Annotated in this window: 17 protein-coding genes; 14 read left to right on the forward strand and 3 right to left on the reverse strand. The window is 34.5% G+C overall.

What is annotated here, in order from left to right:
- Positions 1-25: 25 nt before the first annotated feature.
- Complete coding sequence (locus ES677_RS07960; protein ID WP_148370034.1) at positions 26-442, forward strand: DUF1573 domain-containing protein; 417 nt, start codon at positions 26-28, stop codon at positions 440-442.
- 52 nt (positions 443-494) lie between these two features.
- Here ES677_RS07960 and ES677_RS07965 read toward each other — a convergent pair whose 3' ends face one another.
- Positions 495-1,838, reverse strand: coding sequence for a pepsin/retropepsin-like aspartic protease family protein (locus ES677_RS07965; protein WP_170235053.1), 1,344 nt, complete (start codon positions 1,836-1,838; stop codon positions 495-497).
- A 106-nt stretch (positions 1,839-1,944) separates the two neighbouring features.
- On the opposite strand from ES677_RS07965, the gene ES677_RS07970 reads away from it, so the two are divergent.
- The 10 genes from ES677_RS07970 (at position 1,945) to ES677_RS08015 (ending at position 11,833) form a co-directional block, all read left to right on the forward strand.
- Entirely contained in the window at positions 1,945-3,135 is a 1,191-nt protein-coding gene (locus ES677_RS07970) for a pyridoxal phosphate-dependent aminotransferase (RefSeq protein WP_148370036.1), read from the forward strand.
- The gene (murB, locus tag ES677_RS07975) at positions 3,135-4,148 is read left to right on the forward strand and encodes a UDP-N-acetylmuramate dehydrogenase (protein WP_148380964.1); all 1,014 of its coding nucleotides are present in this window, start codon (positions 3,135-3,137) and stop codon (positions 4,146-4,148) included. Before ES677_RS07970 ends, murB begins: the two co-directional genes overlap by 1 nt.
- Before the next feature lie 55 nt (positions 4,149-4,203).
- The gene (locus ES677_RS07980; RefSeq protein ID WP_148370038.1) at positions 4,204-4,734 is read left to right on the forward strand and encodes an RNA polymerase sigma factor; all 531 of its coding nucleotides are present in this window, start codon (positions 4,204-4,206) and stop codon (positions 4,732-4,734) included.
- Between the two features lie 8 nt (positions 4,735-4,742).
- Positions 4,743-5,546, forward strand: coding sequence for an anti-sigma factor domain-containing protein (locus ES677_RS07985; protein WP_246124403.1), 804 nt, complete (start codon positions 4,743-4,745; stop codon positions 5,544-5,546).
- Between the two features lie 112 nt (positions 5,547-5,658).
- Entirely contained in the window at positions 5,659-5,862 is a 204-nt protein-coding gene (locus tag ES677_RS07990; RefSeq protein WP_148370039.1) for a membrane or secreted protein, read from the forward strand.
- Positions 5,863-5,868: 6 nt separating this feature from the next.
- Positions 5,869-6,981, forward strand: coding sequence for a glycosyltransferase (locus ES677_RS07995; RefSeq protein ID WP_148380965.1), 1,113 nt, complete (start codon positions 5,869-5,871; stop codon positions 6,979-6,981).
- Positions 6,972-7,532 (forward strand): RNA polymerase sigma factor, encoded by a 561-nt coding sequence (locus ES677_RS08000; RefSeq protein ID WP_148370041.1) that lies wholly within the window; start codon positions 6,972-6,974, stop codon positions 7,530-7,532. The genes ES677_RS07995 and ES677_RS08000 overlap by 10 nt, the downstream gene beginning before the upstream one ends.
- 155 nt (positions 7,533-7,687) lie before the next feature.
- Positions 7,688-8,566, forward strand: a complete 879-nt coding sequence (lipA, locus tag ES677_RS08005) for a lipoyl synthase (protein ID WP_148370042.1) — start codon at positions 7,688-7,690, stop codon at positions 8,564-8,566.
- A 1-nt stretch (position 8,567) separates the two neighbouring features.
- On the forward strand, positions 8,568-9,563 hold the full coding sequence (gene gap / locus ES677_RS08010) for a type I glyceraldehyde-3-phosphate dehydrogenase (RefSeq protein WP_148380966.1): 996 nt from the start codon (positions 8,568-8,570) through the stop codon (positions 9,561-9,563).
- Positions 9,564-9,715: 152 nt separating this feature from the next.
- A complete protein-coding gene (locus tag ES677_RS08015; RefSeq protein ID WP_246124405.1) occupies positions 9,716-11,833 on the forward strand; it encodes an ATP-binding protein in 2,118 nt (705 codons plus the stop codon).
- Here ES677_RS08015 and lpxK read toward each other — a convergent pair.
- Positions 11,830-12,837, reverse strand: coding sequence for a tetraacyldisaccharide 4'-kinase (lpxK, locus tag ES677_RS08020; protein ID WP_148380968.1), 1,008 nt, complete (start codon positions 12,835-12,837; stop codon positions 11,830-11,832). The two genes, ES677_RS08015 and lpxK, sit on opposite strands and share 4 nt — an antisense overlap.
- Positions 12,838-12,924: 87 nt before the next feature.
- On the opposite strand from lpxK, the gene ES677_RS08025 reads away from it, so the two are divergent.
- From ES677_RS08025 to msrA, 3 genes are all read left to right on the forward strand, one after another.
- Complete coding sequence (locus tag ES677_RS08025; protein ID WP_148380969.1) at positions 12,925-14,019, forward strand: Nif3-like dinuclear metal center hexameric protein; 1,095 nt, start codon at positions 12,925-12,927, stop codon at positions 14,017-14,019.
- 3 nt (positions 14,020-14,022) lie between these two features.
- Entirely contained in the window at positions 14,023-14,802 is a 780-nt protein-coding gene (locus tag ES677_RS08030) for a zinc ribbon domain-containing protein (protein WP_148370047.1), read from the forward strand.
- Between the two features lie 127 nt (positions 14,803-14,929).
- On the forward strand, positions 14,930-15,595 hold the full coding sequence (gene msrA, locus ES677_RS08035; RefSeq protein ID WP_148380970.1) for a peptide-methionine (S)-S-oxide reductase MsrA: 666 nt from the start codon (positions 14,930-14,932) through the stop codon (positions 15,593-15,595).
- Here msrA and ES677_RS08040 read toward each other — a convergent pair.
- Entirely contained in the window at positions 15,592-16,392 is an 801-nt protein-coding gene (locus tag ES677_RS08040; protein ID WP_148380971.1) for a class I SAM-dependent methyltransferase, read from the reverse strand. The genes msrA and ES677_RS08040 overlap by 4 nt on opposite strands.
- Positions 16,393-16,405 lie beyond the last annotated feature (13 nt).

The raw sequence follows: 16,405 nt of genomic DNA on the forward strand, positions 1-16,405 counted from the left end.
TACAAATGAATAAAAACGAAAAATTATGAAAAATTTATTTACACTTCTATTTGTTGGTTTAATTAGCTTCGCAGCTACAGCGCAAGCTAAGATTGAGTTTAAAAGCACAACTATAGATTATGGTACAATAGAAAAAGGAGCTGATGGTCTTAGATCTTTTGAATTTACTAACACTGGTGATGCCCCTTTAATTATCTCTAAAGCAACTTCTACGTGTGGTTGTACAGTACCTACGCCTCCAAAAGAGCCAATTATGCCCGGAAAAACTGGTAAAATTGATGTGAAATACGATACTAAAAGAGTGATGCCTATTAGAAAAACAATTACTGTTATTTCTAACGCTGAAACGCCAACGGTCGCTTTAAAAATTAAAGGTGAAGTTGTTGATCCTTCTAAAACAAGTGTTTTAGATCAAAACAAAAAAAGTGTAATGGAGCAATAAAAGCTTTACTACCTCTATATTTTAGAAGCCAAAACACTCGTTTTGGCTTTTTTTATTTTAATGGAGATTCTAAATTGAATTTCACTTTTAGTAAAACCCCCTGTCTATCGACTTGCAATATTGTTTTTTTGCCTTCATCTTCATAAAACTCACCCATAAGTTTTTGTAAATTGTACGTTTTGGTATCGTTACCATTAACAGTTAAAACAACATCGCCTACTCTTAAACCCGCGCGGTGTGCGGGCGAATCGTCTCTAATTTGAGAGATTGTAAATGCTTTTTTGAATACCATTTTTTCTTCAGACACATACACCGCTTTAACTTGCAACTTATTATATTTTTCTAAAAAGGGATTAAAGTTGTGCTGTAATTTAGAATTCGACTCGGTAACTAATCGCAAACCCGAATTTTCTAAAGTAATTCCACTTTTATTATAACTAAATGGCGCTTTAAAATTACGATTGCGTTTTAAAGTTAATTGATTGTCGCGGTAGTTGACCACGCAATTAAACCGTTTTAAGAGTTCACCGCCAATGCTTCCTTTCCTCCCTTTAATTTTTACAAGATCTCTAATGGTTTCCGGATCTGGAAACGCAGCTTTTGGATTCTTAACGACTAAAGCCTTGAATGAAACCGCATCTATTTTAGAGCGCTTACCGTTAACCACTCCACTTAATCCATAACCCAAAATATCATTAAAGTAATAATCGTGAACATACAAACCTGTACTTTCATTTTCGAATAACCATAACGCATCACTACTTCCCGAATCGATTAAAAGCTTAACGGGAATGGTTTTAGTATTTACAGTTACAGTAACGTTTATATAAGGCTTGTCGTTATAAAACTGAATATTGAATGTTTCGCAACGTCTGCATTTTTTGTTTTTATAGCGTTCTGGACTCGTAATTTTTAAAAACTTTCTTGCGTAATTAATTTCTACAATTAAATCTTTAAAAAAATCGAAGCCCAAAATCCCGTGAATAGGCACTCCTAATTTTGGTGCGAAATCTATTGAAGAATCAAAAACAATGTAAAACGACTGATCTAAATTGATAGCATTGCCGACCTTAAAAGTATTATGCGACGATTTTAAAGCTTCGACTACACCGTCGTTTCCAAGGCCTTTTAAAAAAATCTTTTTTGAATTCAAAATAGGAATCGAATCGCTTGCATTTATAAAATCAAAAAGTATGGGCCGACTCACGCCCGTATCCAGAAGAAAAGAGCGTTTAATTCCGTTAATTTCTACGGGAATTATAATTACATTATTTATTAATTCAAAGGGTATTTTATCATGCCCCTTTTGGGTATCAATAATATAGTTCCCTTGCCCTAAAACTAGAAAGTTTGAGAGGATAAACAACGAAACTATAAATTGTTTCAATAATGACATATAACCCATTAAGATACATAAGTTATATTTAACAGTTATTAACTCTTTAATATAATTAAGATTAGATATATTTTTTGCAACTTTGCCTTTTTAAAAACGTACAGTTATGCCAAGTATATCTAAGAAAGGGCAGTTAATGCCACAATCGCCGATAAGAAAATTAGTTCCCTTTGCGGAGAAAGCTTATTCGGAAGGAAAAATCGTTTACCATTTAAATATTGGTCAACCAGATATAAAAACCCCTCAAGTCGCTCTAGACGCTGTAAAGGTTCACTCTTTAGAGATTTTAGCCTATACACGATCTGAAGGTTCTGAAGATTATAGAAAGAAAATTGCAACATATTACGCGAAAAATGATATTAATGTAACACACAGTGATATTATTGTAACTACTGGAGGTAGTGAAGCGTTATTATTTGCTTTTGGAAGTATTATGGATGTGGATGATGAGGTTATTATTCCAGAACCATTTTATGCCAATTACAACGGGTTTTCTACAGCCTCAGGTATTAATATTGTTCCTGTAATTTCTAAAATTGAGGATAACTTTGCATTACCTGCAATTGAAGAGTTCGAAAAGTTAATCACGCCAAATACAAAGGCCATTTTAATTTGCAATCCGGGTAACCCAACAGGATATTTATATTCGAAAGAAGAAATTAAACAATTAGCAGATCTTGTTAAAAAACACGACTTGTTTTTAATTTCAGACGAAGTATACCGCGAGTTTACCTACGACGGCGAAAAGCACAATTCTATTATGGAAGGGACTGGTCTAGAAGAGCATGCTATAATGATCGATTCTGTTTCTAAACGTTACAGTATGTGTGGCGCAAGAATTGGTTGTTTAGTCTCTAAAAACAAGGAGGTAATCCAAACCGTTTTAAAATTTGCGCAAGCACGATTAAGTCCGCCAACATTAGCACAAATTGCAAGTGAAGCGGCATTAGACACGCCACAAAGTTATTTTGATGATGTCCTTGAAGAATATCAAGAACGCAGAGATGTCTTAATTAGAGAATTAAAGACAATTGACGGCGTTAAAGTAGGCACACCCAAAGGAGCTTTCTATTGCATCGTAGAATTACCTATTAAAAACAGTGATACTTTTGCGCAATGGTTATTAGAAGATTTCGAGATTGACAAAGAAACAGTAATGGTTGCACCTGCTGGTGGATTCTATTCGACTCCTGGAGTTGGCACTAACCAAATAAGAATCGCTTATGTACTTAATCAAGAGAGTTTAGTAAGAGCAGTATACCTGTTAAAAGAAGCCCTTAAAGTGTATAAAGATTAGTGCAAATTCAAGATAACATATCTTTAAAAAGCTTCAATACTTTTGGTATTGATGTAATCGCAAAACACTTTGTGTCGGTACGTTCGCTCGACGAATTAAGGGCTGTTTTAAAATTAGATCAATACCAAAATAAGTTTATTCTTGGCGGCGGTAGTAATTTACTACTTACAAAACCTGTTGATGCTTTAGTAGTCCACATTAATATTAAAGGAAAAACAATCCTTTCAAAAAAAAATGACACCGTTTTAATTGAAGCGCAAGCGGGAGAAAACTGGCACGAATTCGTGTTATGGACGCTGACGCACGATTTTGGCGGATTAGAGAATATGTCGCTCATTCCTGGCAATGTAGGGACAGCTCCTATACAAAACATCGGTGCTTACGGTGTAGAATTAAAAGATTATTTTAGTTCTTGCCAAGCTTTAAATTTAAACACCTTAAAAGTAGAAACCTTTACCAAAGATTCGTGTAATTTCGGCTATAGAAATTCCGTTTTTAAAAGGGAAGCCAAAGGTAGATACATTATTATAAGTGTCGTTTTTAAATTAACGACAGCGCAGCACCTTTTACAAAAAAATTACGGTGCAATAACCTCACAGCTCGATACTATGGGGGTAACATCACCTACTATTCAAACCATCTCTCAGGCCGTTATTGCCATTAGAGAAAGCAAATTACCAAATCCAAAAGAGATTGGAAATAGCGGAAGCTTCTTTAAAAACCCTGTAATTTTACTGTCAGAATTTAAAACTCTTCAGCATAACTTTCCAAATATACCGAGTTACCCAGTATCGGAAACAGAAGTAAAAATACCTGCCGGTTGGCTCATAGAGACCGCCGGTTTTAAAGGCAAAACCTTCAACAATTATGGTGTGCATAAAAATCAAGCTTTAGTGCTTGTAAACTATGGTGGCGCCAACGGCAAAGATATTTTAGCCTTATCCCAATTAATACAGAAAACAATTTATCGTATCTTTAATATATCAATAGAAGCTGAAGTAAATATTCTATAAACACACAGATTTTCGGCTTTTAAAACGCTAAAACTAACGCATACACACAATAATTTTGAGTACAACACTAGAGATCGAAATAGTAGAATTGCTTAAAAATGGCGACAAAAAAGCCATGACCTTACTCTATAACAATTATTCTAGTGCCCTTTTAGGAGTCATTAAAAAAGTGGTTTCCGATAATGATTTAGCACAAGATGTCTTACAGGAAAGTTTTATTAAGGTGTGGAAAAACGCTAAAAGCTACAATCCTGAGAAAGCGAAATTATTTACTTGGCTCTATCGCATTGCTTATAATTCTGCAATTGATAAAGTAAGATCTACAAACAATAAATCGCAAAAAGAAATCCAAATTGAAGATTCTAACGTATATAAATTAACCACCAATTGTTTAAATCAAGACACCTTAGACATTAAAAAACATTTAAGTTCTCTCGATTTAAAATACCAAATAGTTATAAATGCGCTGTTTTTTGAAGGAATGACACAACAAGAAGCTAGCGACGAGTTAGAAATCCCTTTAGGGACTATAAAATCAAGGTTAAAAATAGGATTACGTGAACTTAAGAAGATTTACAACCCTTAATTGTAGTAATGATGAACGTTGAAATAAATACATTTTTAGAATCCGGTTTATTAGATCGTTATCTTTTAGACCAAACCTCTCCACAAGACACACTTTTGGTTGAATGTTACATTAAGGAACACCCTGATGTTGCAACCGCTTACAAAACACTTCAAAATAACTTAGAGTTAGTTGCTATGGTTAATGCTAAAGAAGCGCCACACCATATTTTAGATTCTATATTAAAAGAAATAGATACAAAGCCAGTAATAACTTTAAATAAAACAAGCAAGAAATCGTGGTTCAACTATGCGGTTGCCGCTAGTATTATTGCGTTTCTATTTGCCGGTAGCTCTGTGTTTTTACTAAATAAAAACGCGGAACTAAATAATGAGAACCAAGTAATCGTAGACGAACTTTTTGATATAAGAAGTGATTTACAAAGGAACAATGACAGATTAGAAGCTTTGGCTTTAGAGTTTAAACAGCTTAATAATCCTGAAACAGAAAAGTACATTCTAAAAGGCAATAGAAGAGCTAAAAACTTAAAAACGGTGGCTTATATCAATCCTAAAGACAAAACATCTGTGATAGATGTGGTGACTTTACCAAGCTTACCTGCCGAAAAATGTTACCAAATCTGGGGAGACATACAAGGTAAAATGGTAAGCCTAGGGATTTTAAGTGAAACCGATAGACGTTTACAAAAGTTAAGTTACTCTGAGGGCACAATGGGTTTAAGCATAACCATAGAGCCTAAAGGCGGAAGCTTAAAATCTACCAACGAAACGCCTGTTGCCGAAATAGAATTTAACACCCACGAAAACGACTAGACGTTTTTTTAATAATAAATTAACAAGCCACACCTTAAAAAGTGTGGCTTTCTTATTATATATAGGACAATAAAATTAGTATCTTTGTAACCTAATAAAAAATGAGAATACAGTGAAACTATTTTTAATTACATTAGCATTACTTAGCCTAGCAGTCGCTGGAATTGCCATAAAAATTTGGGCCAAAAAAGACGGTAAATTCGCAGGTACTTGCGCGAGCCAAAACCCAATGTTAAATAAAGAAGGTGAATCGTGTGGTTTCTGCGGGAAAAGTCCAGAACAATACGAAAACTGTAGCGAACCTCAACACTCGTAATACAAAATGATAGTACTTGATATTGTATTCTATAGCTTTGTCGTTATAGTTTGTATTCAAGTTGTGTTTTACGGTATCGTTTTCGGCAGCTTTGCTTTCTATAAACCGCGTCAAACAACACCGAGTACTCTACCCGTTTCGGTATTAATTTGTGCTAAAAACGAGGCCAAAAATTTAGCTTCATTTTTACCCTCCATATTAAACCAAAATTACCCTAATTTCCAGATTGTGTTAATTAATGATGCTTCTAGCGATAACACATTAGAACTAATGGAGTCGTTTGCCGAGCACCACTCCAATATTAAAATTGTTAACGTTAAAAACACTGAAGCCTTTTGGGGTAAAAAAAAATACGCATTAACCTTAGGTATAAAATCTGCAACCCACGAGCATTTGCTGCTCACCGATGCAGATTGCCAACCTGTTTCGAAGAATTGGATAAGCGATATGACCGCCCATTTTTCTGAAAAAAACACGATTATTTTAGGTTACGGCGCTTACGATAAAGTTAAAAATTCGGTATTAAACAAAGTAATTCGCTACGAAACGTTACTTACTGCCATTCAATATTTCTCGTTTGCTAAAATTGGTATTCCTTTTATGGGTGTTGGCCGTAATTTGGCTTATAAACGGTCAGAATTTTTTAAAACAAATGGCTTTATAAATCATATTGATATTCGCTCGGGAGACGACGATTTATTCATTAATGAAGCGGCCACTTCAGAGAATACTACTTTGTGCTTTACACAAGATAGTTTCACCTCTTCTATTCCTAAAACATCATTAAATAACTGGTATAGGCAAAAGCGACGACATGTATCTACAGCAAAAAAATACAAGCCTCTTCACAAATACCTGCTAGGACTTTTTTACAGCTCTCAATTGCTATTTTGGTTATTTTCGATAGTATTATTGGCCATTGGTTTTTACTGGCAGTTTGTAGTAGCACTTATATTACTCCGATTTGTCATTCAGTTTTTTGCTATAGGTTTTTCTGCTAAGAAATTAAATGAGTTCGATTTACTTATTATATTACCCTTTTTAGAACTCTCTTTAATTGTTTTTCAATTCACTATATTTATAGCCAATCTCATTTCAAAACCAAACTATTGGAAATAGAAAAAGCCATAAAAAAGGCGAAACAGAACAACCAAAAGGCGTTTAATTTTTTATTAAATGAATATTGGGATTACGTGTACGGCTACCAATTAAAACGCATTGAGAACGAAAATGACGCCGAAGATATTACTATCCAAACGTTTTCTAAAGCCTTCGACAAAATTGATACGTACAACGACACGTATACTTTTAAAACCTGGTTAATTACAATTTCCAAAAATATTCATATCGATTTAGTCCGTAAAGAAAAAGCCTCCATCAATTCTAAAATTATCAATAGTCAATACAATACGGTCTACTTGGTGGCGGACGAATCACCGTCTGCTGAAGACAAATTAATCACCGAACAAAACTTAGCTAAGCTTTTAAAAGATATTAAAAAGTTAAAGCCCCATTATCAACAAATTATCAATCTTCGGTATTTTCAAGAACTGAGTTATAAAGAGATTAGCGTCGCACTTAACGAACCTATGAATAATGTTAAAGTAAAGTTATTACGTGCCAAAAAACTACTTGCCGACATTATAAGAAAAAGCGACTCTTTGTCTTAAAAACAGTGTATATACTGTTTTCACACACGTTAATTCTTTAGAGAATTTAAGCGTAGTACACCAAACAAACGCACACCAATTCTAACCAGTTTTAGAGATTCTTTATAACTAGTTTATAGAATACTTTGTATCTTTGTCGACAGAAAATTTTATATATGAAAAGCGAAACAGTTTCCAATATATTACCAGAACAAAAAAGAAAACCAAAATGGTTACGTGTAAAATTACCAACAGGTAAAAAATACAAGGAATTACGTGGTTTAGTAGATAAGTATGGCTTAAATACGATTTGCGCTTCTGGAAGTTGCCCAAATATGGGCGAATGCTGGGGTGAAGGTACCGCAACATTTATGATTCTTGGTAATGTTTGTACGCGTTCGTGTGGTTTTTGTGGTGTAAAAACCGGAAGACCAGAAACTGTAGATTGGGACGAACCTGAAAAAGTAGCGCGCTCTATTAAAATTATGGGCATTAAACACGCTGTTTTAACCAGTGTGGATAGAGATGACCTAAAAGACATGGGAAGCATAATGTGGGCCGAAACGGTAAAATCTGTGCGCCGTATGAATCCTGAAACGACTATGGAAACTTTAATTCCGGATTTTCAAGGTGTAGAAAAACACATCGATCGTATTATTAATGTCGCACCAGAAGTGGTTTCTCATAACATTGAAACCGTAAAACGTTTAACTCGTGAGGTCCGAATACAAGCAAAATACGAAAGAAGTCTAGGGGTTTTAAAATACTTAAAACAACAAGGTCAACGTCGTACCAAATCTGGAATTATGTTAGGTTTAGGTGAAACGCGTGAAGAAGTTATTGAAACGCTTTATGATTTAAGAGCTAACGATGTAGACGTTGTAACAATTGGTCAATATTTACAGCCTAGTAAAAAACACTTACCTGTTAAGCAATTTATAATGCCTGATCAATTTGAGGAATATAAAACAATAGGCCTTGAACTTGGCTTTAGACATGTAGAAAGTAGTGCTTTAGTCCGTTCGTCTTACAAAGCTCAAAAACATATTAATTAATATGATTACTGTTGCCATTAATGGTTTTGGTAGAATTGGACGTCGCGTTTTTAGATTGCTGCAGGAATACCCGAATGTAAATATAGTAGCTATTAACGACCTTTCGGATGTTAAAACACTCAGTCATTTACTAAAATACGATAGTATACACGGTATTTTTAAAGGCGAAGTATCGCACGACGATTCGCATATTATTGCTAATGGCAGAAAGACAGTACTACTTAACCATAATCACCCAAAAGATATAAACTGGAATCCGTATAACGTCGATTTTGTTATTGAAGCGTCAGGAAAGTTTAAAACTAAAGCGGTATTAGAACACCATATTAAAAACGGAGCACGACGTGTTATTTTAACCGTTCCGCCAGAAACTGACGACATTAAAACGATTGTTTTAGGCGTTAACGAATCTATCCTTGACGGTTCTGAAAAAATAATCTCTAACGCGTCGTGTACCACCAATAATGCAGCACCAATGATTGCTGTAATAAAAGAACTTTGCGGTATTAATGAAGCTTACATTACTACGATTCATTCTTATACAACGGATCAAAGTTTACACGACCAACCCCATAAAGATTTACGTCGTGCGCGTGCCGCAGGCCAGTCGATAGTACCAACAACTACTGGTGCCGCAAAAGCGTTAACCAAAATTTTTCCTGATCTTTCCAATGCTATTGGTGGCTGCGGTATTCGTGTTCCTGTAGCAAACGGCTCGTTAACAGATATTACCTTTAACGTGCAGAAAACAGTTACTATTGAAGACGTAAATGAGGCTTTTAAAACCGCGTCACAAAATCAGTATAAAGGGATTTTAGAATATACCGAAGACCCTATTGTTTCCATAGATATTGTAGGCAATACACATTCTTGCATTTTCGACGCCCAAATGACATCGGTTATAGGAAATATGGTAAAAATAATTGGTTGGTACGATAACGAGACAGGGTACTCAAGTCGTGTAATTGACTTGATTATCAATTTATCGAGAAAATAAATACTTTTATAGTATAAATAATTATATTTGTGTACTAATCCTACATACTACCTATGTATATTTCCAATAAGTTATCAGTATTCATAATTCTTTTTTTTTGCCTCATTTCTAGTGTTTCCAATGGGCAAGAAAGAATTGCTGAAACTATTATTGTGAAGACCGATCAACTTATTTTAAGAGCACAAAATGATATAGACACCTATCATTTTTTTGATGCACAACAAAACTTAGATTCTGCTTTAATTCTCGCTAAAAAAAGCAATAACAGTCAGAGTCTAGGAATTATTTACTCTAAATTAGGTAAATTACAATTCATTTTTGAAGAGAACGATGAAGCGATTAAAACGCTTATTAAAGCCATCGAAATTCAAAGGGACATTAATGACTACGCCAATTTAGCAACCACCTACAACACTATAGGCAGGGTTTATTTATCGATAAAAGATTACAATAATGCTTTAGATTACTTTATATCGGCAGCTACTTTCTACGAACAAGAGAATCTATTAAAATTAGAAACTCAAGCTCAATTAAACACAGGAAAAGCATATTTAGCTCTCGAAAATTACGAGAAAGCCACGAATCGGTTTCAAAATGTTATTCTTGTTTCAAAACAATTTCAATATAATAAATTATTGTGTAGCGCTACTTTGCACATGGCACAAGTTCTCACCCATACCAACCAATTGGATGCGGCTTTAGAAAAGGCACAAATCGCCTACGACATTGCCAATAACAATAACTATAAATCACTTTTAGACCGCAGTTATTTTGTATTAAGCCAAGTCTACGAGAAAAGAGGAGATTTACAAAAGAGTAACGACAATTTAAAAAAGTATATCCATTTATCAGATTCTTTATTATCTGTAAAGCGCGGTTATTTTTACCCACAGAACAGGCGTACTTCGTTAAAAAACAACTTTACAGATTACATCAGTGAGACCGAAGCTGAAATTCAAAAACGATCTAATAAAAATACATTCGACCAGCTTACCACTATCTTAAGTATTGCACTTATTACCATTTTATCGCTGCTAACCTTGTCACTTTATAAAAACAATAACATCAGGCTTAAGTCTAATAATGTGTTACATAAAAAAAATGCAGAGTTAATTATTGCCAAAGAAAATGCAGAGTTAGCCTCTAAAACAAAAGCCAACTTTCTCTCGACAGTAACGCACGAATTAAGAACACCACTGTATGCCGTAACAGGCTTAACAAATATGCTGCTAGATGAATCGCCAAAACCAGAGCAGATTCCGCATTTAAAATCCTTGAAATTTTCAGGTGAGTACCTATTAACGTTTATTAATGATATCCTTCAGATTAACAAAATTGAAGCGAATAAAGTCGATGTCGATCCAGAGATTTTCAATTTAAAAAAGAAGATGTCCAACGTTATTTCAGCCTTAAACAATTCGGCATTAGATAATAATATCATACTTCATTTAGACTACGACAAAGAACTGCCTTTAAACTATAATGCCGACCAGTTAAAGATTTCTCAGATATTAATTAATCTTATTGGTAACGCCATAAAATTTACTAAAGATGGAGATATATGGGTACGCGCAAAGAAAGTAAATGAAGAAAATGGCACCTATAACATTCGTTTTGAGGTGGAAGACAACGGTATAGGTATTAGTAAAGAGAAACAAGACCATATGTTCGAAAGCTTTTCTCAAGGCTCAATACAAATTAATCGGAAATATGGAGGTACTGGTTTAGGTTTATCTATTGTGAAAGGATTAATCGATATTTTAAAAGGTAATATTTACTTAAAAAGTGCCTTAGGAAAAGGAACTACTTTCTATTTCGATATTCCGATGGAGCACACCGACGAAATTATCAAAGAAAAGAAAACAAATTACTTTAAAGATATTAGCGAAATTGATCTTACAAAAATTAAAATCTTAGTGGTTGAAGACAATAAAATTAACCAAATGATTACCAAAAAGATTTTGAATAAAATGAAGCTTAATTGCGACGTGGTCGATAATGGTGAAGAAGCTGTAGACATAGTAAAAACAACAAAATATGATGTTGTTTTAATGGATATACATATGCCAGGAATTAGTGGTATTGAAGCCACTAAAATTATACGCACATTCGATAAAGAACTTACTATTTTCGCATTAACGGCCGTTACTATAGAAGATAAAATGCAAGAGTTTGATGACGCTGGTTTTACCGATATTATTTCTAAACCCTTTAAGCAAGAAGATTTCGAAAAGAAATTATACAATGCTTTAATTACACCTGAAGCTTAATATTTGGCTACGAAAGCTGTAATTAAATTATTGAAATTTTCAGAATTATCAATTTGCGCTTCAATGGGTAAGTAAAACAATTTATGCTTTAAGCGCTCATTATTTTTTAAACGCATAAAATCTTTTTCTGTAGTAAGTAATAACTCTTCAGCTTCAAAGCTTTTTATATCGGTTGCTGTAAAGCTATAATGATCTTTAAATTCTAAATGTTTAAAAGCTAATCCTTCAGCATTTAAAAAAGCGACTAAAGGCGATGCATTGGCAATACCAGTAACCAAAGTAAATTTTGGAAGCTGTTTTAAACCTCTTGATTCCGCATCCGAAAACACCATTTCACTATAAACAATGGTACTAAAAAACACAGTTTGGTGCACTTCTGGGCTAATCTCCTTTACAATTTTAGCTTTCTCGCCATCTGTAATATCTTTAGGGCATTTGGTAACCACAATAATATTTGCGCGCTTTGCGCCTACTCTAGGTTCTCTCAAATTGCCCGTTGGCAATACGCAGTCCTTATAATACAAATTAGAATACGTGGTGAGTAAAATATTTAATCCTGCTGTTACTTTTCTATGTTGAAAAGCGTCGTCTAAAATAATAACTTCAGGTTTCGATAGCACACCTCTTAGTTCGGCAATTCCATTTTGTCGGTTAGCGTCTACCGCTACTTGAATGTCCTTAGAGAATTTACTATAAAACTGAAACGGCTCGTCTCCTAACGTTTTGGCAGTATCTTTTAGTGCCCCTAGAACAAACCCTTCCGTTTCCCGACCGTATCCACGACTTAAAGTCGCGATTTTGAAATCGTCTTTTAATACACGTATCAGGTATTCTACCATTGGCGTTTTTCCAGTCCCACCGGCACTTAAATTACCAACACAAAGCAAAGGGAAATCGTAACTTTTAGATTTTTTAAAACCATAATCGTACAACACATTTCGTAGCCAAGTGACAACGAAATAAAAGGGCATTATAGGGAAGAGAAGAAAACGTAGTAATTTCATAAACAAGAAACCAATTTAAATAGTATTGCTTGGTAACAACGAAAGTAAATATTTTATATTTGTTACTAAATCAATTCACTAATAAATATGATTATTCAAGACGTTGTAAACCTTTTAGAAAACTATGCGCCTTTGGCCTATGCCGAAGATTTCGATAATGTAGGTTTGCTTGTGGGTGATAAAAACGAAAAGTTAACAGGCGTTTTGGTTACTTTAGACACGTTAGAAAGTATTGTTGATGAAGCTATTGATAACAACTGCAATCTTATTGTAAGCTTTCATCCTATTATTTTTAAAGGACTAAAAAGCCTTACCGGAAAATCGTATGTAGAGCGAACGGTATTAAAAGCCATAAAAAACAACATTGCAATTTATGCTATTCACACCGCATTAGACAATCATATAAACGGTGTCAATGACATAATAAGCGATACATTAGAATTAAAAAATAAACAGATTTTAATTCCGCAAAGGCACACTATAAAAAAATTAATTGCATTTGTACCCCATAAAAACGCGGCCACTTTGCGAACGGCACTTTTTGCTGTTGGCGCAGGAAACATAGGCAATTATAATGAGTGCAGCTTTAATATTGAGGGTGTTGGCACCTTTAATGGGAACGAGAATTCCTACCCCGTTATTGGAGAGCGAGGCATCACTCAGTTTGAAAATGAAACCCAAATTTCGGTAACATTCGCCAAGCATTTAGAATCGAAGATACTATCAGCGTTATTTAAAAACCATCCGTATGAAGAAGTTGCTTACGAGATAACCACCATAGAAAACACGAACCAGCATATTGGTATTGGAATGATTGGCGACTTAGAAGAAGAGTTTTCTGAATTAGATTTCCTAGACTATCTTAAGACTAAAATGAAGACCAATACCATTCGCCACTCCTCTTTACTAGGGAAACCAATTAAAAAAGTGGCGGTTCTTGGAGGTTCGGGAGCCTTTGCTATTTCGGCTGCAAAAGCTCAGGGTGCCGATATTTATGTAACGGCCGATTTAAAGTATCACGATTTCTTTAGTGCCGAAAACAAGCTCGTTTTAGCCGATATTGGTCATTATGAAAGCGAACAGTTCACAAAAAACGGTTTAGTTGCGCATCTTACAAAAAAAATCAGTAATTTTGCAATCGTTTTATCGAACAAAAATACCAATCCTGTTAAGTACTTTTAAAATATGGCAAAGAGTAAAGAAGTAACTGTAGAAGAGCGTTTAAGATCTCTATACGATTTACAATTAATCGATTCTAGAATCGACGAGATAAGAAATGTTCGAGGAGAACTACCTTTAGAAGTTAGCGATTTAGAAGATGAAGTAGCTGGATTAAAAACCAGATTAGAAAAACTTCAATCAAGCCTAGACACTGTAGATTCTGATATTACAGGTAAGAAAAACCTTATTGAAGAAGCTAAAACATTAATAAAAAAGTATAGTGAACAACAAAAAAATGTTAGAAATAACAGAGAATTTGATTCATTAACTAAAGAAGTAGAATTCCAAGAACTTGAAATAGAATTAGCTGAAAAACACATCAGAGAATTTAGAGCTCAAATAGAACAGAAAAAAGAAGTTCTGGCTAAAACTAAGGGGCATGTTGACCAACGTGCAGACCATTTAAAGCATAAAAAAAGTGAATTAGACGCTATTTTATCTGAAACTGAAAAGGAAGAAGAGGCACTAATAAAAAAATCTGAGGAATACAAAAAGAAAATTGAGGAGCGTTTAGTAGCTGCTTACACACGTATTCGTAAAAACGTAAAAAACGGTTTAGCTGTAGTACCTATTGAAAGAGGTGCTTCTGGAGGATCTTACTTTACTATTCCACCACAAGTGCAGATGGAAATAGGATCGCGTAAAAAAATTATTACCGATGAGCATTCTGGACGTATTTTAGTCGATGAAATTTTAGCTCAAGAAGAAAAAGAAAAAATGGAGAAAATGTTTAAAAAACTATAATTCATTACAATACAACGCTTAAAGCCTCTATTTTTATAGAGGCTTTTTTTATTTAACAAACTTTTATAGTTTATATTTTAAGGGTTAGCCATTTACAGCGACTAAAAAGCTAAATCCATTACCAACTATGAAAAAAATACTGCCCCTATTATTTATTACATTCTTATTAAGCTGCCAAAATAAAGCACAAAACAAGACACTAACAGATAAGCAGAATAAACTAAAAATGGCCACCCCCGTTACTGTGCCCTCAGACAATGGTATGGAACGCGCCTATTTTGCTAGCGGATGTTTTTGGTGTGTAGAAGCTATTTACGAAAGCGTAACTGGTGTTAGCGAAGTAATAAGCGGTTACGCTGGCGGTCACACAGCAAACCCAACCTACGAATCCAGCAACACCGGCAGAACGGGCCACGCGGAAGCGGTAGAAGTTATTTACAATCCTACAATCGTTAGTTTTGAAACGCTGCTAGAGGTTTATTTTGCCTCTCAAAACCCGACACAAGTTAACGGGCAAGGGCCCGATAACGGTTCGCAATACCGTTCAATTATTTTTTATCAGAATAGTATTCAGAAAGAACTCATACAACGTAAAAAAGAAGCCTTATCTAAACAATTAGGAAAATCTGTAGCTGCGGAAGTCTACCCGTTTCAAAAATTTTGGAAAGCTGAAGGCTATCACCAAAACTACGAAAAACTAAACCCTAATAACGGTTACATTAAAAATGTTTCGGTACCACGGTTAAAGAAATTTCAAGCAAAAATGCCCGCTATTTTAAAGAAAAATCATTAAGGTTTTGTTGCTTTAATTTCGAAAGTTAACGGATACAGTTTGTCTTTAGTACTATAATTACCCGATTTTGTTTTCAGCAAATCGGGTAAAACGTTATATGGCGTTTCATTGTATTCATTTAAATATTCTATATGTAAACCTGCATCAGATAAAGCGTTTACAACCGCACTTAAACCGTGGTTCCAGCAATATTCTTTACTAACCATTTTATGATCGGGTTCGGCGTAAGTCCCTTCATATTCTTCGTAAATAACCTCAACTTGCCTATAGCCGTATTTCAGTACTGGTTGTCCTTTTAAATAATCGAACATCCACGCTATAGGATGAAATTCTACCATATAAAATGTACCTCCCGTATTTAGGCGTTCCGCTATCATTTGTCCCCACGGTTTTAAATCTGGCAACCAGCCAATAACACCATAACTTGTAAATACAATATCAAATGTTTCCCTTACATATTGAGAGGTTTCTAAGACATTACAACAAACAAATTGCGCATCAAGTTTAAGCGCTTCATTTAATTGTTGTGCTAATTTTACGCCTTCATCGCTTAAATCAACGCCAACACACTTTGCCCCTAAGCGACTCCAACTTAATGTATCTTGACCAAAATGACATTGTAAATGCAATAAACTCTTATTAGACACATCTCCCAAAGCATTTAACTCGTAAGACTTCAACGACGATTTCCCTTTTTTAAAAGCGCCTAAATTATACATCTTAGAGGTAGCGTGGGCCTTAACTTTTGCATTCCAATTGGCCTTATTGGTTTCAAAATATTTTGTTAAATCATCCATTATTATCGCTTTG

This window comes from Bizionia gelidisalsuginis, assembly GCF_008086185.1.
GTDB classification, from domain to species: domain Bacteria; phylum Bacteroidota; class Bacteroidia; order Flavobacteriales; family Flavobacteriaceae; genus Bizionia; species Bizionia saleffrena.